This is a genomic window from Allostigmatella hybrida, from assembly GCF_020103775.1.
Classification (GTDB): domain Bacteria; phylum Myxococcota; class Myxococcia; order Myxococcales; family Myxococcaceae; genus Hyalangium; species Hyalangium aurantiaca.
In genome coordinates this window covers 45,073-70,255 of sequence record NZ_JAHXBH010000035.1, presented here as the reverse complement: position 1 = coordinate 70,255, position 25,183 = coordinate 45,073, and the positions used below count along the sequence as shown (strand labels likewise).

The window sequence follows — 25,183 nt, the reverse complement described above, 5'->3', positions numbered from 1 at the left end:
TGTTCGGCGCTCCGCAGGTGGCCGCACATCTCGTGCAGAGGAGAGGTGATGAGGGACGAGGTACGCGGTGCCATGGCGCAGCTGCTCTCCGGCCTCAATGCGGAAGAGCGGTCCTCTCTCCTTGCGTTGTTGCAAGGCGAGCAGCCGGAGGGCGACCCGGTGGCCGTGATCGGCATGGGGGGCCGCTTCCCCGGCGGCGCCAACTCTCCGGAGGCCTTTTGGCGTCTGTTGCAGGAAGGCAGGAGCGGCATCACCGAGGTCCCCAAGAGCCGCTGGGATATCGACGCGCTCTTTCATCCGGATCCGGACGCTCGCGGGAAGATGTACGGCCGCTGGGGAGGCTTCCTTGAGGGCGCGGATCAGTTTGACCCGCTGCCGTTCGGCATCTCCGAGGAGGAAGCGGCGCGGATGGATCCGCAGCAGCGGCTGCTCCTGGAGGTCTGCTGGGAGGCGCTGGAGAGCGCGGGCGAGTCTCCGACGGGGCTCGCCGGCAGCCGCACGGGCGTCTTCGTGGGGCTTGCAGACCAGGGGTACAACCGCGTTCGCGAGCCCGGGCACCTGGATGACTTCAGCGTGACGGATCACCTCACCAGCGTCGCCAGCGGCCGCCTGTCCCACGTGTTCGGGTTCCACGGACCGTCGTTGTCCATCGAGGCCGCGTGCGCCTCGTCGCTGGTGGCGCTGCACCTGGCCGCCGAGAGCCTGCGGCGGGGGGAGTCGGACCTCGCGATTGTCGGCGGCGTGACGCTGCTGCTGCAGCCAGAGATTTCATTCCATTTCTGCAAGCTCGAGCTCATGTCCCGGGACGGCCGCGTCAAGGCGTTCGACGGGAAGGCGGACGGCGCGGTCCGGAGCGAGGGCTGTGCCTTGCTGGTGCTCAAGCGCTACTCGCAGGCGCTCGCCGACGGCAACCCGGTGCTCGCGCTGCTGCGCGGAGGGGCATCCACCAGCACGGGCCGCGGCGTGAGCCTCTCGGCGCCCAGTGTGTCGGCAATGCGGCGCGTGATGAGCGACGCGCTCGCGGCCGCGGGGCTCACCCCTGCGGACGTGGACTACGTCGAGACACACGGCTCGGGCACCTGGGCGGGGGATGCCATCGAATTGCAGGCCCTCCGGGACGTCTTCGGTGCGCCACGGCCCGACGGGACGAAGTGCGTGCTCGGCGCGGTGAAGACGAACCTCGGGCAGATGGAATACGCCGGAGGCGCCGCGGGCGTCATCAAGGCCATCCTCGCTTTCCAGCACGAGGCCATCCCGCCGAACCTGAACTATTCGACGCCGCACCCGCGCGTCCCTCTGACGGACACGCCGCTCGTCATCCCCACGCAGACGCAGCCGTGGCCGAGAGGGGCCCGGCGGCGCATCGCAGGGGTCACCGGCTTCGGCCTGAGCGGTGCCCTTGCGCACGTGCTCCTCGAGGAGCCGCCGCTCCGGAGCGTTGCGGACGTGACGGCGCGGCGGCCGGTGCACGTGCTCACGCTGTCCGCGAACTCGGCCGAAGCGCTCGCCGCGCAGGTGGAGCGCGTGGCGCCGCTGCTCGACGCAACCCCCGAGCAGTCGCTCGGGGACTTCTGCTTCACCGCGAACGCCGGACGCGCCCACTTCTCACACCGGCTCGCGGTCACGGGTCAGACTCCCGCGCAGCTGAGGGACCGGCTCCGTTCCTGGCGAGGAGAGGCGCCGGCGGAGCGCAGCGAGCCGCAGAGGGTGGGGTTCTTCTTCCAAGAGGAGCTCCTGCTGCAGGGCGCGCCTGGGCAGGAGCTGTACGCGACGCAGCCGGTGTTCCGGGACGCATTCGACCGCTGCACCGCTGCCTTCGCGGCCTCGGACGCGCAGCGGGAAGTGCCCGCTGCGGAGCAAACCCAGTTCTCCCTCGGTTACGCACTCGCCGAGCTGTGGAAGGCGTGGGGCGTGCGTCCGGCGGTGGTGCTCGGCAAGGGCGTCGGCGAGGTGACGGCCGCATGTGTCGCAGGAGCCATCGAGCTTGAGACGGCCGTGCGCACGCTCGCAGCGCGGCCCTCGCGGGCGGACGGCGTTGGGTACCCGGTGCTTGAGGCGCTCCCGCCGTTCCGATGGACGGACCCCGCTCGGGCGCTCGAAGGTCAGAAGGTCACCCTCTTGCTCGGCATGGCGCAGGGCGAGTCTGGCCACTTCGGCCTGCCCGGCTTTCTGCCTTCGCTCCAGGCAGGGCGGGGGGATTGGGATGCGCTGGCCGAGTGCGTGGCGCGGCTCTACGAGCGCGGCGTCGAGATTGACTGGCGGAGCTTCGACCGGCCGTATGGGCGGCGTGCCGTCACGTTCCCTGGGTACACCTGGCAGCGCCGGGGGTTCTGGCTGCACCGGCCGACGGACGGCTCGGAGCCCGTCGAACCCACGCGCGCCGATGACACGGCGGCGCGTGTCCGTGCCGTGCCGGCTCAAGAGCGTCGCGCGCTCCTGCAGGCACACCTGACAGCCCACCTCGCGAAGGCGCTGCGCGTTGCCGCCGGCGAGCTCAGCATGAACAAGCCGCTCATCCTCCTGGGGCTCGACTCGCTGATGACGGTGGAGCTGCGGCGCAGGCTGAAGTCCGAGTTCGGGTTCAACCTCGCGGTGGCGCGCCTGCTTGCGGGCGCGTGCATCGCGGACCTCGCACAGGACATCGAGCACCACTTGGCGGCGTCCAGTGCCCTGGCCGAGGGGCTGCCCCCCGCTCACGGCGCCAGCACCGAAGAGCGCGAGGTCATCGAGCTATGAGCGTCACTGAACTTCTCTCCGGACTCGCCCAGCTGGGGATTCACATCTCTCTCGGCGCGGGCGAGCAGCTGTCCGTGAACGCTCCGAAGGGGGCGCTCACCGCGGAGCTCCGCCAGCGAATCACCGAGCACAAGCCGCAGCTCCTCGCGTTGCTCCGGGCGCGCAAGGCGCAGCCGGCCGAGCCCGAAGTCCCTTCGCTCATTGCTGACTCCGCGAACCGCTACGAGCCGTTCCCGCTCACCGACATCCAGCAGGCGTACTGGCTGGGGCGGGGCGGCGCCGTGGAGATGGGCGACGTGTCCATCCACGTGTACTGGGAGCACGACTTCCGCCCCCTGGACGTGCCCCGGATGGAGCGCGCCTGGCAGAAGGTCATCGCCCGCCATGACATGCTCCGGGCGGTCATCCTTCCGGACGGGCGCCAGCAAATTCTTCGCGAAGTCCCGCCGCTGCGCATAGGCGTGCTCGACCTGAGTCAGGCCTCGCCCGCGGAGGTCAAGGCCGGGCTCGCGCAGGTGCGCGACGCGCTCTCGCACCAGGTCCTCCCGCTCGATCGGGCACCGCAGGTCGAGGTCCGCGCGACGCACCTGCCCGGCGGCGTCACCCGGCTCCACCAGAGCGTCGACCTGGTCCAGCTCGACGGCGGCAGCCTCGCGCTGCTCGCGTACGACGTCGCCCAGGCGTACCAGCACCCGGACACGGAGCTGCCGGCTCTGGACATCTCGTACCGGGACTACGTTCTTGCGGAGCGCAAGCTGCACGACAGCCAGACAGCGCAGCAGTCCCTCGCGTACTGGCGTTCGCGCGTGCGCGAGCTGCCGCCCGCTCCGGAACTCCCGCTGGCCCGCGCGCCTTCGTCGCTCAAGACGAGCCGGTTCAAGCGCCGGGTGGCACGGCTGGATGCGACGCGCTGGGCGCAGCTGCAGGCGAGGGCGAAGGCGCGCGGACTGACGCTCTCGTCGGTCCTCATCTCGGTGTACGCCGAGGTGCTCGCGGCCTGGAGCAAGAGCCCGCGCTTCACGCTCAACATTCCGCTCTTCAGCCGCATGCCCATGCACCCTCAGGTCAACGAGCTGCTGGGCGACTTCACCTCGATGATCCTCCTGGGGCTGGACCTCTCCGTCCCGGAGAGCTTCGAGTCGCGCGTCCAGCGGACCCAGGCCCAGCTGTGGCAGGACATCGAGCACACGCAGCACATCAGCGGGGTGCAGGCGCTGCGGGAACTCGCGCGCGTCCAGAAGACGTCCAACGCGTCGCTGCCCATCGTCTTCGCGAGCCTGCTCAGCTTGCGCTCCGAGGGCTACGCCGACTGGGCGTCCGCGTGGAAGCAGATCTCCGAGCCGGTCTTCACGCTGACCCAGACGCCGCAGCTGTGGATCGACAACCAGGTCCAGCAGGAGGACGGGGGGCTCGCCGCGTCCTGGGACACGGTGGAGGAGCTGTTCCCCTCCGGCATGCTGGACCAGATGTTCGAGAGCTACCGGCTCCTGCTCGAGCAGCTCGCGACGGAGGAGGCGGCCTGGACGGAGGTCCGCCTGCGGCGCGTGGCGCTGCCGGCCGAGACGGTGCGGCTGCTCGCGGAACTCAACGCCACGGACGCACCGGTCTCCACCGAGACCCTGTACTCGCTCTTCCAGAAGCAGGCGCACGCGCGTCCCCACGCCGAGGCCGTCATCAGCCCGCGCTGCACGCTGACCTACGGGGAGCTGCACGGACGGGCCAATGCGCTCAGCCACCGGCTGGGGGCACTCGGCTGTGCGAAGGGCCACCTGGTCGGCGTGGTGATGGAGAAGGGCTGGGAACAGCTCGTCGCCGTGCTCGCGATCCACGGATGCGGCGCGGCGTACCTGCCGGTGGACCCCGAGCTGCCCCCCGAGCGGCTGAAGCTCCTCCTCGAGCAGGGCCAGGTGCGTGCGGTGCTCACGCAGCCAGAAGTCGATGCGAGGGTCTCCTGGCCGCCGGGGCTGGAACGTGTCGTGGTGGAGGACGCAGGGACGCAGGGCCCCGAAACCCTGCGCCCGGTGGCGCCTCCCGCACCGGAGGACCTCGCGTACGTCATCTACACGTCCGGCTCCACCGGGTTGCCCAAGGGGGCGATGCTCAGCCACCGCAACGCGGTCAACCGCATGCTCGACGTCAACGCACGCTTCGGCGTTGGCACCGGGGACCGGAACATCGCGCTGACCGCGCTCAACCACGACCTGTCCGTCTACGACGTCTTCGGCATGCTTGCGGCGGGCGGCTGCGTGGTGATGCCGGATGCGGCGTCGGTGAAGGACCCGCTCCACTGGGTGGAGCTCTTGACGCGCGAGCGGGTGACGTTTTGGAACAGCGTGCCCGCCTTCATGGAGATGCTCGTCGAGACGCTTGAGCGCGACCCGTCCCAGCCGCGTCCGGCCGATCTGCGCAAGGTGGTTCTCTCGGGGGACTGGGTGCCGGTCACTCTGCCCAATCGCATCCGCGCGCTCGCGCCGGGGGCACAGGTCATCTCCGCAGGCGGGCCCACGGAGACGTGCGTCTGGGACATCTGCTACCCGGTGGGGACGGTGGATCCGTCGTGGCCGAGCATCCCTTACGGACGGCCGATGACCAACGCGCGCTACTACGTGCTCGACGAGCAATTGGAGCCGCGTCCGGTGTGGGTCCCCGGCCAGCTGTACATCGCGGGCGTCGGCGTGGGGCTCGGCTACTGGGGCGACCCGGAGAAGACGCAGCAGAAGTTCATCACGCATCCGCGGACCGGAGAGCGGCTGTACCGCAGCGGCGATCTCGGCCGCCTGCTCCCGGACGGCAACATCGAGTTCCTCGGGCGCGAGGACCTGCAGGTGAAGATTCAGGGCCACCGCATCGAGCTCGGGGAGATCGAGGCGGCACTGTCGCAGCATCCGGCGGTCCGGGTGGCGGCGGTAACGGTGGCCACGCCTGCCGGCGGCAAGAAGCGGCTCGTTGCGTTCGTGTCCATCAAGCAGGAGGCGTCCGAGGAGACGCTTCTCGAGTTCCTGCGCGAGCGGCTGCCCTCGCACATGCTCCCCACGCTCGTGTTGGGGGACTCGCTGCCGCTCAGCACGAACGGCAAGGTGGACCGGAAGGCGCTGGCCGAACTCGCGCTCCAGCAGGCGCAGCCGAAGGCTGCGTTCGTCGCACCGGGCAGCGAGCTTGAGCTTCAAATCAGCCAGCTCGTCCAGCAGGAGCTCAAGCTCTCCGAGCTCAGTGTGGACGGCCAGTTCTTCGATCTGGGCGCGGATTCCACGGCCATCGTGCGCATCACCGCCACGCTGCGCGAGACGTTGAAGCTCGACGTGCGCGCCACGGACCCGTTCCGCTTCCCGACGGTACGTTCGCTCGCGGCATTCCTGGCGCAGAAGGGAAGCGGGCCTGCGGCGGCAGTGCAGGCAGGGGCGGATCGCGCGGCGGCGCGGCGTGAGGCGCGCGGACGCCGCAAGGGGGCGGAAGGATGAGCGGCTCGGATCTGGCAATCATCGGGATGGCGGGACGCTTTCCGGGCGCGAACACGCTCGAGCGCTTCTGGGAGAACATCCGCAGCGGCGCCGATTGTGTGAGCGACCTTACGGACGCGGAGCTCCGTGCGGCGGGCGTCAGTGAGGCGTCCCTGAGCCACCCGAAGTACGTGCGCCGCGCGTCCGTCCTGGACGACATCGAGACGTTCGACGCGGAGTTCTTTGGGTTCAGCCCGAAGGAAGTGGAGCTCATCGACCCGCAGCACCGGCTGTTCCTCGAGTGCGCGTGGGAAGCGCTGGAGAGCGGCGGCGTGGACCCGGGCCGCTACTCGGGCGCCATCGGCGTCTTCGCGGGCACCAGCTACTCCACGTACCTGCTCCGCAAGTTCCTGCGCGAGGCCGGCTCGATGCCGGTCATCGAGCACCTTCAGCTCCAGGTGGCCAACGACAAGGACTACCTGGCCAGCCGCGTCTCCTACAAGTTGAACCTGCGCGGCCCGAGCCTCTGTGTGCAGACCTCCTGCTCCACGTCGCTCGTCGCGGTGCACCTCGCGTGTCAGAGCGTGCTGGACGGCGAGTCGGACATGGCGCTCGCGGGCGGCGTGTGCCTGCGCGTCCCCCAGCGCGTGGGCTACATCCACCAGGAGGGCGGCATCCTCTCGCCTGACGGGCGCTGTCGCAGCTTCGATGCGCGCGGCGCCGGGACCATCCAGGGCAGCGGCCTGGGGGTCATCGTCATCAAGCGGCTGGAGGATGCCCTGAGGGACGGCGATCCGATCCGCGCCGTCATCAAGGGGTCCGCCATCAACAACGACGGCGCCTCGAAGGTGGGCTACATGGCGCCGAGCCATGAGGGCCAGGCGCGCGTCATCTCCGAGGCCCTGAGCCTCGCGGGCGTGGAGCCCGCGACGGTGGGGTATCTCGAGTGCCACGGCACCGCGACGCGGGTGGGAGACCCGCTGGAGCTGCAAGCGCTCGCGGAGGTGTTCTCGGGCGTGCCGCAGGGCACCTGTGCCGTGGGCTCCGTGAAGGCAAATCTCGGGCATCTGGAGTCGGCCGCTGGCATCGCAGGCCTCATCAAGGCGGTCCTCGTGCTGGAGCGCGGGGAGCTGCCCCCGCTCGCACACTTCCAGGAGCCCAACCCTGGCTGCGACTTCCCCTCCACGCCCTTCTTCGTGCCCCCCCGGGCGCAGCCGTTCCCGAAGGGGGCTCATCCGCGCCGTGCAGGCGTCAGCTCGTTCGGCATTGGCGGTACCAACGCGCACGTGGTGCTCGAGGAGGCGCCGGCTCTGGCTGCGCGCTCCGGGGTGGCGGAGAGGCCCTGGAGCTTGCTCACCCTGTCTGCGCGCAGCGAGCCCGCGCTGCGCGCGCAGGCCCGCGCGCACGCCACCTTCCTGCGCTCGGAGGCGGGCCGGCGCGAGGCGCTCGCGGACATCTGCTTTACGTCCGGCGCCCGGAGAGCGCATCATCCCTTCCGGCTTGCCGCGGTGTGCAGGAGCCACGACGAGCTCGCCGAGGCGCTGGACGCGTACGCCGCAGGTACTCCGCATGGCCACGTCGTCGCAGGCAGGGCGCCCCAGGCGGAGCAGCGGCCGCAGCTGACGTTCCTCTTCACCGGACAGGGCTCGCAATACGCGGGCATGGGCCGTGGGCTCTACGAGTCGCACCCCACGTTCCGCAAGGCCATCGACCGCTGCGCGCGGGCGCTTGAGGGAGTGCTTCCACTTCCGCTCACGGAGGTACTCTTCGGCGAGGGCTCACCGCTGGACCAGACCCAGTACACGCAGCCGGCACTGTTCGCGCTTGAGTACGCGCTGTCCGAGGTGTGGCGCGAGTGGGGCGTGGTGCCGGAAGCGGTGCTCGGCCACAGCGTGGGCGAGTTCCCAGCCGCGTGTGTCGCCGGCGTGTTCGAGCTGGAGGAGGGCATCCGGCTCGTCGCCGAGCGCGCGCGCCTCATGCAGCAGCTGCCAGCAGGCGGCGTGATGGTGGCGGTCCAGGAAGGGGAGGCGGACGTTCTCCCGCTCCTGGCCGCGCACCCGGCGGTGTCGCTCGCGGCCCTGAACGGCCCCAAGAGCGTGGTGCTGTCGGGGCCGGCGGCGGACGTCGACGCGGCCGTCCGCGCGCTCGCGTCGCGCGGAACCAAGAGCCGTGCGCTCACGGTGTCCCATGCGTTCCACTCCGCATTGATGGAGCCGGTGCTCCCGGCGTTCGGGCGGGCGGCTGCATCCGTCCGCTATCGCCCTCCGAAGGTGGCGTGGGTCACCAACCTCACGGGTGAGCAGGCGTTGTCCATCTCCGCGCAGTACTGGGAGCAACAGCTGCGCCAGCCCGTGCGGTTCGCGCAGGGCGTGCAAACGCTCGCAACGGGTGGACGCCGCCTGTTCCTCGAGGTGGGTCCTCAGCCGGTGCTCTCTGGCCTCGCGGCCAGCGTCCTGCCTCCCGAAGCCGTCTGCCTCGCGAGCCTGCGAAGCGGACGCGACGCGTGGCAGACGTTGATGCAGAGCGCAGGCCAGTTGTACGTCCAGGGCGCCGCTCTGGACTGGCGGGCCCTGCACGGCCCTGCCCGCCGCTGCGTGGAGCTGCCCGGCTATGCGTGGCAGCGCGAGCGCTACTGGGTGGACGACCCGCTCCCAGGCCGCGGCGGCCCCGAGGCGACAGGTGCCCGGAGTGACGAGGCAGCCGGCGTCACGTACGCCCTCGCCTGGCGCAGTGCGCCCGCGCCGGGCGCCGGAAGCAGCAGTGTGTCCGGCTGGCTTGTGCTCTGCGATGCCAGTGGCACTGGCGCCGCACTCGTCCAGGCGATCGAAGCGCGCGGCGAGCGGTGTTTGTCTCTCACTGCGGCCGAGGTGGCACACGAACTCGATGCGGCTGCTCCGTTCCAGGGACAGATCGCACAGGCGCGAAGCTGGGGTGGCACATTGGGTGTCGTGCACGCTTGCAGCCTCGACGCAGAGGCCACGGGGCTCGAAGCGCTTTGCGCGGCCGAGGTGCGGAGCATCGGGAGTGCGCTGCGCCTGGTCCAGGCGCTGCACGCGGCCGGTGTGACACCGCTCACGCGGCTCTGGTTCGTCACGCGGGAGAGCCAGGCAGTTGAAGGGGGGACGGTGAACGTCTCGCAGGCCCCGCTCTGGGGCTTCGCGCGTTCGGTGCAGCAGGAACTGCCAGAGCTCTCGTGCAGGGCCGTGGATCTCGGCGCCGGGGACTGCACCGCGCTCGCCGGGCAACTGCTCGCGGAGCTCGGCGCGGACGGGGAGCCTCAGGCCGCCTGGCGTGGCGAGCGGCGGTATGTGGCACGACTGGAGCGAGTGCGAGCAGCCGGGAGCCCCGCGCCGTCGCTGCGGTCGGATGGCACCTATCTGATCACCGGCGGCCTCGGCGCGCTCGGGCTCCAGGTTGCCGAGTGGATGGTGGAGCGTGGGGCCCGGCACCTCGCGCTCTTCGCGCGAAGCCCTGCGTCGCAAACGCACTTGGGGGCCCTGGAGCGGCTCCGCTCGAGGGGCGCCAACGTTCACGTGGCGAGCGTCGACGTCGTTGACCGCGAGGCGCTGTCCCACGCACTGGCGCACGTGGCGAAGTCCATGCCTCCGCTGCGCGGGGTGGTGCACGCGGCCGGTGTCCTGGACGAGGCAATGCTGCCTCAGCTCACGCCCGGGCAGCTCCGCACCGTGATGGCCCCGAAGGTCGATGGTGCCTGGAGTCTGCACGAGCTGACCGCAGGACAGCCTCTGGAACTCTTCGTGCTCTTCTCCTCGGTGGGTGCCCTCTTCGGTGCTCCTGGCCAGGCGAACTACGGCGCCGCCAACGCGTTCCTCGGAGCGCTCGCGCACCACCGGCACACGCTCGGGCTCCCGGCGATCGCCGTGGACTTTGGGCCCTGGGCGGGCGCGGGGATGTCCTCCAAGCTCGACGCCGCACGGTGGGAGGCGCACCGGCTTCGTCCGATGTCTCCTGAGGCAGCGCTCGGCGCGCTTGGGGCAGCACTCGGGAGCGGCCGGCCGCAGGTCGCCGTCGCTGAGGTGGACTGGGACGGCGTGTTCTCGGACGCGCGGCGGACGCCTGCGCTGTTCGCGGAGCTCGCGGCTGGGCGGGCGGGAGCCGCTGGGAAGTCTCCCGCGGCTGCCCGGATCGCGGAGCGGCTCAAGGCAGCAGCGCCGCACGAGGTGGACGAGCTGCTCGTGGCCCACGTGCGCGGTGAGCTCGGCGAGCTGCTCGGGCACCCGCCTTCGCGGCCGCCGGAGCCCTGGCGCGGCTTCTACGAGCTGGGGATGGACTCGCTCTCCGCAGTCCACTTCCGGCGCCGCATGGAGGCCGCGTTCGATGTGCCGCTGGCCACCTCGGCCCTGTTCGACCACCCGACCGTGGAGAGCTTCTCCCGCTACCTCAAGGGGCGTCTGTTCCCGGATGCGCCCGTGTCCGTATCCACCTCCGCGCCCGTGGCGCCGCCGCCGAGGCCGGACGCGGTGGCGGCCGAGGTCGAGGGGCTGTCCGCGGACGAAGTCTCGTCTGCGCTGCTCGAACTGACGCGCAGCGTGCTGTCTGAGGAAGAACTCGGCGAATGAGCGACACACCTGACATCGCGCAGCAGAAGCGCACGCTGCTGGCACTCAAGAAGCTCCAGGGCAAGGTGGACGCGCTCGAGCACGCGCAGCGCGAGCCCATCGCCATCGTGGGTGCGGGGTGCCGCTTCCCCGGAGGGGTGAGCAGCCTCGACTCGTACCGTCAGCTGCTGCGCGAGGGACGCGACGCCATCATCGATGTTCCCAAGGACCGCTGGGACATCGACCGTTGGTACCACCCGGACCCGGACGTGGCCGGGAAGATGTACACGCGCTCGGGCGGCTTTCTGCAGGGCCCGGGGGTGGCCGAGTTCGACGCAGGGTTTTTCGGCATCTCGCGGCGCGAAGCGAACCAGATGGACCCCCAGCAGCGGCTGCTGCTCGAGGTGAGCTGGGAGGCGCTGGAGAACGCGGGGTTGCCGCCGCAGCGGCTCGCGGGATCGCGCACCGGCGTCTTCGTGGGCATCAGTGTCAGTGACTATTCGTTCCTGAGCGGTACCGACCCCTCGGGAATCGATCCGTACACTGCCACCGGCTGGGGCTTCGCGTTCTCGGCGGGCCGGATTTCCTACACGCTGGGGCTTCAGGGGCCGAGCATGGCCCTGGACACCGCCTGCGCGTCGTCGCTGGTGGCGCTCCAGTTGGCCTGCCAGAGCTTGCGCGCGGGCGAGTGCAGCACGGCCATCGCGGGTGGCGTGATGCTCCTCCTGTCGCCGCTCTCGTTCGTGATGCTCTCGCGGCTGCGCGCCCTGTCTCCGGATGCGCGGTGCAAGACATTCGACGCGCAGGCCAACGGCATCGCGCGCGGCGAGGGCTGTGGCGTGGTGGTGCTCAAGCGGCTCTCGGACGCGCAGCGGGACGGGGACCGCATCCTCGCGACGTTGCTCGGCGGCGCGGTGAGCCACGACGGCGCGTCCAGCGGCTTCACCGTGCCCAACGGGCGCGCGCAGCAGGCGGTCATCCGTGAGGCGCTCGGGGCCGCACGCGTGAAACCGGAGGAGGTGGGTTACGTCGAGGCGCATGGGACCGGCACGTCGCTCGGAGACCCCATCGAAATCGACGCGCTGGTGGCGGCGTACGGCGGAGGCCGCAGCGCGGCGTCTCCCCTGTGGGTCGGCTCGGCGAAGACGAACCTGGGGCACCTGGAGTCCGCAGCGGGGATGGCGGGGCTGCTCAAGGCCGTGCTCGCGGTGCAGGGCGGAGAGATGTTCCCGCACCTGCACCTGCGCGAGCCCAACCCGCACATCGCGTGGGACCGGCTGCCAGTGCGCGTGGCGGGTGCGTCCACGCGCTGGCGCGACGGCGTCCGCCGCATCGCGGGGGTCAGCTCGTTCGGCATGAGCGGGACGAACGCGCACGTGCTCGTGGCGGCGTACGAGCCACCTCCGCCGCAGGCGCCCGCGTACCGCGAGCGTCCGCTGCACCTCTTGACGTTGTCAGCGAAGAGCGGCGTAGCGCTCGAAGCACTCGCGGGGCAGTACGAGGCCGTATTGGCATCCGGGAGCGAGGGCGACTTCTGCTTCACGGCGAGCTCCGGCCGCGGCCACTTCGAGCATCGGGCCGCGGTGCTCGGTACGTCGGCCTCCGAACTCCGAGAGAAGCTTCGGGCCCTGGCGCAGCCGGGGGGACTTTCCGCGAGCCCCCCGCGCGCGGAGCCCCCGAAGCTTGCAATCGTGTTCCCGGGGGAGGAGAGCGGTCCCGTTCGGGTGGGCCGCAGCCTGCTCGAATGTGAGCCCGTGTTCCGCGATGCGCTCGCGCGCTGCGAAGCAGTGCTGCAGACCGAGCTGCCCAGGCCGCTGCTCTCGGTGCTTTTCCCCGGGGACGGGGAGCCGGAGGCCGGGCACGAGGAGCCGCTGTACGCGCAGACGGCGCTGTTCGCGGTGGAGTATGGGTTGTGGGCGCTGTGGCGCTCGTGGGGCGTCACCCCGTACGCGGTGATGGGCCACGGCGTGGGCGTGCTGGCTTCCGCGTGCGCCGCAGGTGCGCTCAGCCTCGAGTCCGCGCTCGGGTTGGTGCTTGCGCGGGCGCGGTGGTCTTCCGCCGCGCCCGGGACGCCCGAGTGGACGCGGTATGAGGAGGCCGCTCGTGCCGCTTCAAGCTCACCCGGCTCGCTCAGGGTGGTGTCGCACGTCACCGGCCACCCTGTGGACACGCAGGGCAGGACGGACGCGCACGCTTGGTGTTCCGAGGCCCGGGATCCGGCTCGGCCCGAGTCGGGGCGCAAGGCGCTTGAGGCGCTTGGGGCAGGCCTGGTGCTCGAACTGGGGGCGGCGACATCTCCCGGGTGGCTCGGCTCTCTGACACGGGAGGGACGTGACGAGGAGCAGTTGCTCTCGACGCTCGCCGAGCTGTACGCGCGCGGCGTCGCCATCGACTGGACGGCGGTTCACCTGGGCCGCGGACACCGGCTCACCACGATTCCCACCTACCCCTTTCAGCGGCAGCGCTACTGGGTTACCTCCGCCCGGCCCGAGCGGAGCGGCAGTGAAGCGGACGTGCCCTCGGACGGCCGTGGTCCGTACGATGCGGACCTCTCCGCGCCTCACGTCCAAGCCCTTCGGGCCGCCTCGCCCAAGAAGCGCCGCGAGCTGCTCACCGCGCACGTCGAGGCTGCACTCCGTGCGGTGTTGGCGCTAAGCCCGGCAGAGCACATCGAGCCGGGCAGGGGCTTCGTCACGCTGGGCGTCGATTCGCTCATGTCCGCCGAGTTGCGCAGGCGCCTGGTGGTGGCGCTCGCGCACCCGCTCTCCGCCACGGTGGCCTTCGATCATCCGACGGTCGATGCCATGGTGGCGTTCCTGCTGCGGGAACTGCCGTACCTGAAGGACACGCACGAAGGGACACGCCCCAGCGCCGCTGTCCCATCTGCATCCGGGCACCCTGCACGCGAGCCCGTTGCCATCGTCGGCATGGCCTGCCGCTTTCCGGGCGGGGCCAACGACATCGAGGGCTATTGGTCCCTGCTCCGTGACGGCGTGGACGGCACGAGCGATATGCCGACGGAGCGCTGGGATACGGATGCGCTCTACAGCCCGGAACGCGGCACTCCGGGAAAGATGTCCACGCGCCGTGGCGGCTTCCTGAGTGGCATCCCGTTCGATGGTTTCGACGCGGAGTTCTTCGGCACGGCGCCTCGCGAGGCCGCTGCGATGGACCCCCAGCAGCGGCTGCTGCTCGAGGTCGCGTGGGAAGCGCTGGAGGACGCCGGCTGCGTCCCCGAGCAGCTCGCCGCGACGCCCACGGCGGTGATGGTCGGCATCGCCAGCTCCGACTACCTCAGCCTCCAGAACCAGGGCCCCCTGACACGGCTCGAGCCGTACATGGTGACCGGGAACGCGCACAGCTGCGCGGCGGGACGGCTCTCGTACACGCTTGGTTTGCAGGGCCCGAGTCTCTCCATCGACACCGCGTGCTCTTCGTCGCTCGTCGCGGCGCACCTGGGCTGCCAGGCGCTGCGCAACGGGGAGGCGGACGTCGCACTCGTGGGTGGCGTCAACATGATGCTCGCCCCCGAGCCGTTCATCTACTTCTCCCAGGCGGGGGCACTCGCCTCGGACGGACGCTGCAAGACGTTCGACGCCGCCGGGGACGGGTACGCGCGCGGCGAGGGCTGTGGCGTCGTGGTCCTCAAGCGCCTCTCGGACGCACTCCGGGACGGGGACCGCATCCGCGGCGTCATCCGCGGATCTGCGGTCAACCATGACGGCCGCACGAGCGCGCTGTCCGTCCCCAACGGGCCTGCACAGGAGGCCGTCATCCGTCAGGCGTACGCGAACGCCGGGGTGGAGCCCGCGCGGGTGGCCTACGTGGAGGCGCACGCCGCCGGCACACCGCTGGGCGACCCCATCGAGATGCAGGCACTCGCGGCGGCGCTGGGGGATGGCCGCAGCGCGGAGCGCCCCCTGCTCGTCGGCTCTGTGAAGACCAACATCGGCCACCTCGAAGCGAGCGCTGGCATCGCGGGCCTCATCAAGGGCGTGCTGATCCTGGAGCGCGGCGAGGTCCCGCCACACCTCCACTTCCGGACGCCAAGCCCGCTCATTCCCTGGGAACGCCTGCCCGTCCGGGTGCCCACGCAGAGACTTCCGTGCGAGGGGAGCGAGAGCGTAGTGGGGGTGAGTTCCTTCGGCATGAGTGGCACCAACGCGCACGTCGTGTTGGATCGGGCCCCAAGCCAGGACACCTTGAAGGAGCCGGTCTCCGCGCCCCCGCCGCGCGTGCATTGCCTGCCGCTTTCCGCGCGGAGCCCGGAGGCGCTGCGCGCACTGGCGGAGCGCTACGTGTCGGCGCTGTCGCAAGGCCCGCTCTCCGAGGGGCGTGCGCGTGTCGAGGACGTGTGCTTCACCGCGGCGCTTCGCCGCAGCCACCACACCTTCCGGGCCGCGGTGGTGGGGCGCACCCAGGAGGAGCTCATCGCGGCGCTGCGGGGCGTCCTCTCACAGCCGGGCGCACCTCAGTCGCCCACGGTGAAGAGGCGATGGACCTTCGTCTTCTCCGGCCTGACGACGCCCTGGCCGGGGATGGCGGCCGCGCTGCTGCGTGACGAGCCCGTCTTCCGCGAGACGTTCACGGCCTGCTCGGCGGCCATCGCACGCTTCGCTCCGTTCTCGGTGCTTGAGCTCGTCACCCAGGGCCAGGTTCGCCCGGACTCGTTCGACGTGGTGCAGCCCGCGCTGTTCGCCATCCAGGTGTCGCTCGCGGCGCTGTGGCGCTCGTGGGGCCTGGAGCCCGACGCGGTTGTCGGCCACAGCATGGGGGAAGTGGCGGCCGCGCACGTCGCGGGCGCTCTGTCGCTTGAGGATGCGGCGGCCGTCATCACGACGCGCAGCCAGCTCATCCGGCGTGTGCAAACCTCCGGAACCCGCGGCGGCGCGATGGTGGTGGAGCTGCCCTTCCAGGAGGTGCCGCAGGTCCTCGAAGAGCTCGGCGTGTCCGCCACCGTGTCCGTGGCAGGGGCCAACGCGCCGCGGTTGACAGTGCTCGCGGGGGCTCCGGTGGAACTTGAGAAGGTCCTGCAAGCGCTCAAGTCCCGCAACGTGTTCTGCCAGCGCCTGGCCACCAATGTCGCAGGCCACAGCCCGGCACTGAACGCCGTGCGAGGCGACATGCTCCGCCAGCTCGAAGCGCTGAAGCCGCAGCGTCCGAAGGTGGCGTTCTTCTCGTCGGTCGAGGGACAGGGCGCCGAGCCGGTCTTCGACGCGGCGTACTGGGCGAGCAATCTCATCCAGCCTGTCCACTTCTGGCCGGCGGTGGAGCGCTTGCTGAAGGAGGGAGTGGACGGGTTCCTTGAGCTCAGCGCTCATCCCTCGCTGCTGAGCCCCATTGAACAGGGACTGCACCAGGTGGGCGTCAAGGGCGTGGTGCTCCCGTCGCTGCGCCGGCCTGACGATGACCGGACCGTCCTGCTGCAGAGTTTTGCCCAGCTGTTCGCGGCAGGTGCGCCGGTAGACTTCCGGGCTCTCGGCGGCACCGGAGCGCGGGTGGTTGATGCGCCGCAGTACCCATGGCAGCGCAAGCGCTTCTGGGCCGTACCCCCAAGGGCGGGAGGCGCAGTGGCAGTCCGCGAGGAACCAGCGCGCGCCCACCTGCTGCTCGGAGCACACGTGAAGTCCTCGCGCGCCTCCGGCGAGCATTTCTTCGAGCTGTCGCCGCGAGCCCAGGAGCTGGGTCTGTGGCGCGAGCACCGGGTGTCTGGCGTTGGGCTCCTCCCCGCGACCGCGCTCCTCGAAGCCGTCCTCTCGGCCGCGGCCGAGGCACTCAAGACGAGCGCGCTGGTGCTCGAGTCGCTGACGGTGCACGAGCCGGTGCTGCTGGGGGATGACGCGACGCTGTCCGGGCAGCTGGTGCTGATTCCGCCTGGGCCCGGCAAGGACCAGACGGGTCCGGTCCTGTTCGAGCTCTACTCCGGCGAGGGCGGCTCGCGGCTCCGGGCCTCCGGCTCGCTCCGGCGCGAGCCCGGGGACGCCGTCGCGCCGCCCTCCGTTGACGTCTCGCAGATCCGCGCGCGCTGCGCGAGCGAGACCGAGGGCGCAGAGCACCTCGCCCGGTGGAGAGAGTGCAGCCTCGAATACGGCGACAGCTCCTCCGGGCTTGAGCGCGTCTGGCAGGGCGAGGGCGAGTGGCTGGCGCTGTTCCGCCCCACGGAGGCTGCCGCCACCCGCGCCTTTCGAGTCCACCCCTCCCTGGTGGAGGCGGCCCTGCGGCTCGGCGCGAGCGACGTTCCGGGCGAGGACGCGCGGATGCCCGTGCGGTTCGACGGCGTGCGGCTGCACCGGCGCCTCACGGGTGGTCACTGCTGGCTGCACGCGCGCTCGCTCGGGGAGGGCCGTGTGGCCTTCGGCGTCTTCGATGAGGGCGGCCGGCCTGTCATCGAAGTTCACTCCGTCCAGCTGGCGGACGGGTCCGAGCCGCTGGTGAACGCCGCCGCCAGCCGTGCCTCGCACGAGTGGCTGTACGAGGTTTCCTGGCGTGCCGCGCTGCCGTTGAAACCGGGCGCGGTGCAGCCGGGAGGAAGCTACCTGTTGCTCGTGGACCGCTCTGGACTCGGGGAGCGGCTCGCTGCCCGGCTCGTTGCGGCTGGCCAGCACGTCATCACCGCTACTCCCGGCTCACGCGGGGAACTCACCGCAGGCTCCTTCCGCGTGGATCCTTCGAGTGATGAGGACTGGAAGTGGCTCCTCGAGCGGGCGGGAGGTGTCCGTGCGGTGGTCCACCTCTGGGGCCTCGATGCGCCGGGGGGAGCGGATTCCCTCAGCGTCTCTGCGCTCGAGGAGGCACAGGGCGTCGGTGTGGGCACCATCCCTCCGCTCCTACGCGCGCTCACGGCCATGCGGGCGAAGGAGCCTTCGCTGTGGTTCGTCACCCGCGGCGCGCAGGCTGCGTCCTCACGCCCGGAGCCTGTCGGGGTGGCGCACGCGACGCTGTGGGGCATGGCGCGCGTGGTGGCGCTTGAGCATCCGGAGCTGTGGGGCGGCATCCTGGACCTCGACCCGCGGCGCGCGCCGCAGGAAGAGGAGCACGTCGCGGCGGAGCTGCTGCACGCAGACGGCGAGGACCAGGTGGCCTACCGTGATGGGGAGCGGAAGGTGGCGAGGCTCGTCCCTACCAGCGGCGAGGAACTCCCGGACGCTGTCTCCTTCCATGCAGACGCGACGTACCTCGTCGTTGGAGGACTGCGCGGACTCGGGTTCGACTTGGCGCGGTGGATGGTGGCGAGGGGAGCGCGCCATCTGGTGCTCACGGGAAGGACGCGGCTGCCGGTGCGCGCCGAGTGGGCGTCGCTCGCTCCGGGATCGGAGCCGCACCAGGCCGTGCAGGCAGTTCGTACGCTTGAGGCTGCGGGTGCGGAGGTGAGGGTGCACGCCGCAGACGTGGCGGACGCCACGCAGATGCAGGCGTTGTTCGACGCGCTCAGGCGCGAGGGCCCGCCCGTACGAGGCGTCATCCACGCGGCGGGAGTCAACCGTGCTGCTCCGCTGACCCGGGTGGATGCGGCCACGCTGCAGTCCGTGCTCGCGTCCAAGGTGCGCGGAGGCTGGATTCTCCACCAGCTCACCGCGGACCTGCCGCTGGACTTCATGCTGTTGCTGTCCTCGGTTGCGGGCACGTGGGGCGCCGCCTCGCTCGGCCCATACTCCGCGGCGAACCACTTCCTCGATGCGCTCGCAAGCCACCGCCGCGCGAAAGGGCAGACGGCGGCGAGTGTCGGGCTCGGCACGTGGGCCGGCGGCGGAATGGGGGCTGCGCTCGCCCAGGATCCGAAGCTCAAGAAGCTCTTCGCGCAGATGGGCTACGCGGTGATGTCGCCTGCGCCGACGCTCGAGCTCGTCGGGCGCTTCATGGGCTCGAAAGCCACGCAGCGCGTGCTCACGAACGTGGACTGGTCGCGCTTCAAGCCCATCTTCGAGGCCAAGCGCAGAAGGCCGCTGCTGGACCTCATCGTGACTGAAGGAACCGCAACGCAGGAGAGGGGTGGAAGTTCCGAGATGCTCGCGCGGGTGGCGGCCGCCATCGATCCAGGCGAGCGCACCGCCCTGTTGGAGGCACACGTGCGGCGGCGCGTCGCCGAGGTGATGGGATACGAGGACGAGAGCGCGCTGCAGTCCGGGCAGGGCTTCTTCCAGCTGGGCATGGACTCCATCATGAGCGTGCAGCTGCGCTCGCGGCTGGAGGCGGACCTGGCCCAGCCGCTGCCGCCGACGATGGTGTTCGAACATTCGACGGTCAAGGCGCTCGCCGCGTATTTGCAGAGCGCCGTCGCGGCGGCGCAGCCCTCCCCGCAGGCCCCCGCGCCTGCTCGTGCAGCGGCGAGTGCCGGGGGGATGCAGGCGCAAGAGCCACAGGTCATCGAGAGCGGTCCGTCCGAGGACGAGCTGGTGCGCCAGCTCGCCGACGAGCTCGCCGCATTGGGAGTGCAGGTCGATGAGCGAAACCAAGCCTGAGCTGAACCGTCAAGAGGTGCTGGCGAAGGCGCTCGCGGAGATCAAGCAGCTCCGGGTGAAGGCGCAGGCGGCCGAGCGCGAGAAGCGTGAGCCGATTGCCATCGTCGGGATGGCCTGCCGCTTCCCTGGCGGCGCTGACTCGCCGGAAGCGTTCTGGCGCCTCCTGCGTGACGGCGTCGATGCCACGTCGCCGGTGCCGAAGGAGCGCTGGGACGCGGAGCAGCTCTACGACGAGGACCCCGAGGCGCCTGGCAAGCTCTACGTGCGCCGCGGAGGCTTTCTTGAGGGCGTGGACCGCTTCGACGCTGGGCTGTTTGGCATCTCGGCGCGAGAGGCAGCCGCCGTGGACCCGCAGCACCGGATGTTCTGGGAGCTGTGCTGGGAGGCGCTCGAGCGAGCGGGCCGTGCACCGCTTGGGCTCGCAGGCAGCGCGGCGGGCGTCTACGTCGGCATCAGCAACCACGAGTACCCGCCAGGCGGTGTGGAGCCCACCGAGGCGGACCCGCTGATGATTGGCGGCAACGCCACGAGCTTCATCGCGGGCCGGCTCTCTTACATGCTGGGGCTGCGTGGGCCGAGCGTGGCCCTGGATACCGCGTGCTCGTCGTCGCTCGTCGCAGTCCACCTGGCCTGTCAGAGCCTGCGCTCGCGAGAGACGGACCTCGCGCTCGCGGGTGGGGTGAACCTCATCCTGTCACCCAACGGGACGCTGCTCTTGTGCAAGGCGCGGGCGCTCGCTCCAGACGGGCGGTGCAAGGCGTTCGACGCGTCCGCGGATGGGTATGGGCGCGGGGAGGGCGGTGGCGTCGTCGTGCTCGAGCGGCTGTCGGACGCGCTCGCGCGGCGTGCCCCCATCCTCGCCGTCATCCGTGGCTCGGCCGTCAACCAGGACGGCCACCGCAGCGGGCTCACGGTCCCCAACCCAAAGGCCCAGACGGAGCTCATCCGCGCCGCGCTCGCCAACGCGGGTGTGCGCCCTTCGGAAGTCCAGTGCGTCGAGGCGCACGGAACTGGCACCGCACTCGGAGACCCCATTGAGATGCGCGCGCTCGGGGAGGTCTACGCCGAAGGGCGTGCCCTGGAGCGCCCGCTGTGGGTCGGCTCCGTCAAGACGAACCTTGGACACCTCGAGTCCGCGGCGGGCATCGCGGGGCTGCTCAAGACAGTGCTCGCGCTGCGCCACAGGCAATTGCCGCCGCACCTCCACTTCGCGCGGCCGAACCCGGACATTCCCTGGCACGCGCTCCCCGTGCAGGTGAACGACGCCCTGAGGCCCTGGGAGCGCGATGGCGGACGGCGCGTTGCCGGCGTGAGTTCCTTCGGCGGCAGCGGGACCAATGCGCACGTAGTGCTCGAGGAGGCACCGGACGCACCGGCCAGCCCTGCCGTGTCTGGTGAGGAGCGCGCGCAGGTGCTCACGCTCTCGGCGAAGCAGGAGGAGGCGCTCCGTGCGCTCGCTGCCAGGTACGAGGCGCATCTGGCGGAGAACCCCACACTTTCCCTGACGGAACTTTGCTTCACCGCGAACACCGGACGCGCGCACTTGCCGCACCGGCTCGCGGTGGTGGGGCGGAATGTGTCCGAGCTGCGTGCGCTGCTCCAGGGCGCCGTGCAGGGCCCGGAGGGGGCGGGCGTCGTCTCGGGCGTGGTGCGCGGCGAGGCGCGGCCCAAGGTGGCATTCCTCTTCACCGGCCAGGGCTCGCAGTACGCGGGGATGGGGCGGGGCCTGTACCAAACCCAGCCGGTCTTCCGCCGCGCCCTTGATCGCTGCGCGGAGCTGTTCGGACCGTGGCTGAGCCAGCCGCTCCTTTCTGTCATGCACGCCGAGGAGGCCAGTGCGGAAAGCCTCCTGAACGAGACCGCATTCACGCAGCCCGCGCTCTTCTCCCTCGGGTACGCGCTCGCGGAACTCTGGCGCTCGCTCGGCGTCGAGCCGGTCGCGGTGCTGGGGCACAGCGTCGGCGAGCTGGCGGCGGCGTGCGTCGCGGGAGTGCTGTCCCTCGAGGACGCGGTGACGCTCGTGGCCGAGCGCGCGAAGCGGATGCAGGCGCTGCCTCCGGGCGGCGCGATGTTCGCCGTGGCGTGCGGTGAAGAAGCGGTGCGAGCCGTGCTTGCCACGCAGGGTCAGGACGTCAGCATCGCCGCGCTCAACGGGCCTGCGGAGACCGTCCTGTCCGGGGAGGAGCGGGCGGTGACTGGCGTGGCCGGCGCGCTGAAGTCGCAGGGCATCCAGGTCAAGCGAATTCCCGTGTCGCACGCGTTCCACTCGGCGCGGATGGAGCCCATCCTCGAGGACTTCGAGCGGGCAGTCTCGAAACTTCGGTTCCAGGCGCCCCAGCTGAAGCTCGTCTCCGGACTGACGGGGAAGATCGACGGCGGAGCGGCCCCAGGTGCGTCCTACTGGCGCAGGCAGCTGCGCGAGCCCGTGCGCTTCTCGGACGGCGTGATGGCGCTGGCTCAGCTCGGTGTGGACACGTTCATTGAGCTGGGTCCGTCCCCCACGCTGTCCTCGCTCGCGCGCACCTGTCTGCCCGAAGGACCGCACCGCTGGCTCCCTTCACTCCAGAGCAGGCGCGACGACGCGGCGACGTTCCTCGGCAGCGTGGCACGGCTCTACGCGAGCGGCGCAGGCATCCGCTGGGAAGGGCTCTTCCCGGACGGGCTGCGGCAGCTTGAGCTGCCGACGTATCCGTTCCAGCGGCAGCGCTACTGGATGCAAGGCCGGGCCGCGGCGGCGCCGGGCCGGCGCGTCCGGGAGGGACACCCGCTCCTGGGTGTCCGCACCGAGATGCCCAACGGCCCGGTGTTCGAAACCGAGGTTCGCGCCTCGGACCTCGCCGTGCTGCGCGACTTCCGTGTGTTCGGGACCATCATCGTCAGCGGCGTGGTGCAGGTTGCCCTCGCCATCCTCGCTGGGGCAGAGGTGCTGGGCGGACAGGGGCAGGCGCAGATTTCGGATCTCGTCTTCGTCGAGCCGTTCACGCTCGACGAGGAGGCTCCGGCGCGCGTCCGTCTCCTGCTGATGAACGCGGAAGCGGGACAGGCGCGCTTCGAGCTCCACAGCGCGCTCAAGCCGCACGGGGGCGCGCCGGAGTGGAGGCGCCACTGTGCGGGCACGCTGTGCATGAGTGACGAGGACGGGGTGCGGGTCGGCGAAGCGCTGGCGCTGGACGGCATCCGCGCCCGCTGCACCACCGAGCTTTCGGCCGAAGCGTTCTATCGGGCCTACTGGGAGGACGCGGACCAGTGGTTCGGCCCGAGCTTCAAGGGACTGACGCGAGTGTGGTGGGGCGACGGCGAGCTGCTTGCCGAAATCGAGCCGACGGAGACGGGCCTCGCAGCGCCCGAAGCGGCGGGATTTGCCGACCGTGTGCTGACGGAAGCCTGCGCGGCGGAGGCGTGCGCGCAGTCGATGAAGGTTCTGTTCCCGAAGGAGTCCGAGTTCGCCTCGCGCGCCTACCTGGGGGTGGGCATGCAGCGCTCGCGCGGCGCCTTCCCGTCCGTGCGCGGGAAGCGCTTCGGTCACGCACGCATACGCCCATCCGCGCCCGGGGAGACACGGCTCTTCGCGGATGTGCGGCTCCTCGACGCGGACGGCCGGGTCATCACGACGTACGAGGGCCTGAGCTACGCGCCCATCCAGTCCGAGGTGCTCCAGAGACTGGCGGCGCGTGCGAAGCGAGTGCGCGCCAGCGGGCTGGACCGCGCGCAGCTGCTCTCGGCCGCGAGGCCGGAACGCTCGCGCCTGTTGGAGATGTACCTCCTGCGTCAGCTGGAGGCGCTCCACGGCGCGCCTGTGCCCGGACTCGAGTCGGATGCCCCGCTGGGGGAGTTCGGCTTCGACTCCATCCAGTTCACCGAGCTGCGGGGATGGATCCGCAAGGACCTCGACGTGGAGCTGCCCGCGGAGCAGCTCACGGCGGCCGCCAGCCCGCGTGCCCTCGCCGGGGCGCTCGCCGCGCGGCTGGCACCGGAGCCAGCTGCGGCCGCACCCGTGAGTGTCTCCGCGTCAGGGCCAGCCAGGGAGTGGATTGTCCGGTGGGATCGCCCGCCAGCGGATGAGGCGCGCCTGCGCCTGTTCTGCTTCCCATTCGCCGGAGGCGGGGCGTCCACCTACCGTGGGTGGGGCAAGGCGCTGCCGCGCGGGGTGGAGGTGTGCCTCATCCAGCTCCCTGGCCGCGAGAACCGGTACAGCGAGCCGCCCGTGGAGCAGCTCTCCGTGATGCTCGACACCCTGGAGCGCGAGATGGCTCCGCTGCTGGACCTGCCCTTCGCGTTCTTCGGCACGAGCATGGGCGGCCTCCTCGCGTTCGAGCTCGCACGGCGGGTCCGTGCGCGCCGCGGTGTGCCGCCGGTGCGGCTGTTCGCCGCGGCCTCGTACGCGCCGCACCGCGGGCCGTCCGCGCCGCTCGCGGAGCTGATTCGCACGGGGGTGCACGGCGCAGACCCGGCGCTCCTGCGGCGCTTCAAAGTCATCCCGGATGCGTTGTTCGCCTCCCCGGATATGCTCAAGGTGGTGCTGCCGCCGCTCTACGCTGACCTGCGGCTCGTGCGCAGCTATCAGTACGACGAAGCGCCGCCGCTCGCCTGTCCCATCACGGCCCTGTGCGGCACGCAGGATCCGATGATGACCCGCGACAACGCCGCGAGCTGGTCGCATCACACCGTGGCTGACTTCACCTTGAGGATGATTCCGGGCGAGCACCTGTTCGTGCGGACTGCGCAGGAGGCGGTGCTCGACGTGGTCCGCGAAGAGCTCTCGCGGCACCTGGCGCAGCTCGAGCGGGGCGTGGCGAAGGTGGCTTCGTGAGGACGAGTGAGGGAGAGACGTGAGCCAGAGCGCAAAGGCGTGGTTCCTCTACGCAGCAGACGCGGCGAGCACGGGCCGTCAGGCCGAGCTCGTCTACGGTGACCTCCCGCTGCCGGATCCCGGCCCGCGAGACGTGCTCGTCGAGCCGCTCTACGGCTCCTGGGAGGGCAACATGGGCCACTGCGTCCAGCGCAAGCCCATCGACGTCGCCCGGTTCCGCGGTGAGGAGCGCGTCGTCATCGGCAACGCGGGCGTTGTGCGTGTGCTGAGCATGGGCAGCGAGGTGCAGGGCTGGAAGGAAGGGCAGTGCGCGCTCATCCTCCCCGACTCGGCGCTGGATCCCTGGGGCTACCCGACGAAGGCGTTCGCGTACGACATGGCGGGGACGACAGGCTTTCTGTCCACGCGCATGGTGCTTCCGGCGAGCGACCTTGTGCCGCTGCCCGAGAAGACACGGCACTCTTACGCCCAGTGGGCCGGGTTCTCCGCGCGCTACACCACGGCGTGGTCCAACTGGCGGCTGGCGTTCGGGACGTACCGGCTGATGGTGCCCCACGAGCGCAACCCCTCGCCACACGTCTGGGGCTGGGGCGGCGGGACCACGCTCGCCGAGCTGGACCTCGCGCGCAGGCACGGCTGCAACACGGTGATGCTCTCGGCGTCGGACGAGCGGCTCGAGCTCATCCGTCAGAGCGGCGTCACCGCGCTCGACCGGCGCCGGTTCGGCGACCTCTATTACGACGAGCTGCGCGCAGGGACCGACGGCGCCTACCGCCGTGCGTACCAACAGGCGGAGGCTGCATTCGTCCGCGAGGTGGAGGAGCGCACTGGCAAGCGGATGGTGCAGATATTCGTCGACTACATCGGCACGCCGTTCTTCCGTGCCACGCGCCGGGTGCTCTCGCGCGAGGGCGTCATCACCACCGCCGGCTGGAAAGAGGGCATGGCCACCTCCTTCATGCGTGCCACCGAGTGCATCGAGCGCCACCAGTACATCCACACGCACATGTGCACGCGCGAGGAGGTCCTCGCGGCCATCGAGTACGGCGAGCGAGAGGGCTGGATGCCCACCGTTGACGCGAGGATTCACGCTTTCGATGAGGTGCCTGCGCTGTCCCAGAAATTTCTCGAGGGCAACGTCGGGTTCTTCCCGGTGTTTGCGGTGAACCCGGAATGAGGCCG

6 protein-coding genes are annotated in these 25,183 nt (G+C 70.8%); all 6 read left to right on the top strand.

The genetic code is table 11. The annotated features are described in order from the left end of the window. The first annotated feature begins 48 nt into the window (after positions 1-48). Genes KY661_RS32790 through KY661_RS37645 form a run of 6 tightly spaced genes read left to right on the top strand, consistent with a single transcriptional unit; the run spans position 49 to position 25,178 of the window. The gene (locus tag KY661_RS32790; protein ID WP_225413952.1) at positions 49-2,736 is read left to right on the top strand and encodes a type I polyketide synthase; all 2,688 of its coding nucleotides are present in this window, start codon (positions 49-51) and stop codon (positions 2,734-2,736) included. After that, a complete protein-coding gene (locus KY661_RS32785; RefSeq protein WP_225413951.1) occupies positions 2,733-6,194 on the top strand; it encodes a non-ribosomal peptide synthetase in 3,462 nt (1,153 codons plus the stop codon). The genes KY661_RS32790 and KY661_RS32785 overlap by 4 nt, the downstream gene beginning before the upstream one ends. Further along, complete coding sequence (locus KY661_RS32780; RefSeq protein WP_225413950.1) at positions 6,191-10,753, top strand: type I polyketide synthase; 4,563 nt, start codon at positions 6,191-6,193, stop codon at positions 10,751-10,753. Before KY661_RS32785 ends, KY661_RS32780 begins: the two co-directional genes overlap by 4 nt. Beyond that, a complete protein-coding gene (locus KY661_RS32775) occupies positions 10,750-19,191 on the top strand; it encodes a type I polyketide synthase (protein ID WP_225413949.1) in 8,442 nt (2,813 codons plus the stop codon). The genes KY661_RS32780 and KY661_RS32775 overlap by 4 nt, the downstream gene beginning before the upstream one ends. Then, complete coding sequence (locus tag KY661_RS32770; protein WP_225413948.1) at positions 19,172-24,001, top strand: type I polyketide synthase; 4,830 nt, start codon at positions 19,172-19,174, stop codon at positions 23,999-24,001. The genes KY661_RS32775 and KY661_RS32770 overlap by 20 nt, the downstream gene beginning before the upstream one ends. A gap of 19 nt (positions 24,002-24,020) precedes the next feature. Continuing rightward, complete coding sequence (locus KY661_RS37645) at positions 24,021-25,178, top strand: MDR/zinc-dependent alcohol dehydrogenase-like family protein (RefSeq protein ID WP_225413947.1); 1,158 nt, start codon at positions 24,021-24,023, stop codon at positions 25,176-25,178. The last annotated feature ends 5 nt before the right edge of the window (positions 25,179-25,183 follow it).

Excerpts from the sequence above, each read along its gene's own strand:
- KY661_RS32790 (WP_225413952.1), top strand. The coding sequence starts at position 49 with ATGAGGGACGAGGTACGCGGTGCCATGGCGCAGCTGCTCTCCGGCCTC.
- KY661_RS32785 (WP_225413951.1), top strand. The coding sequence starts at position 2,733 with ATGAGCGTCACTGAACTTCTCTCCGGACTCGCCCAGCTGGGGATTCAC.
- KY661_RS32780 (WP_225413950.1), top strand. The coding sequence starts at position 6,191 with ATGAGCGGCTCGGATCTGGCAATCATCGGGATGGCGGGACGCTTTCCG.
- KY661_RS32775 (WP_225413949.1), top strand. The coding sequence starts at position 10,750 with ATGAGCGACACACCTGACATCGCGCAGCAGAAGCGCACGCTGCTGGCA.
- KY661_RS32770 (WP_225413948.1), top strand. The coding sequence starts at position 19,172 with ATGAGCGAAACCAAGCCTGAGCTGAACCGTCAAGAGGTGCTGGCGAAG.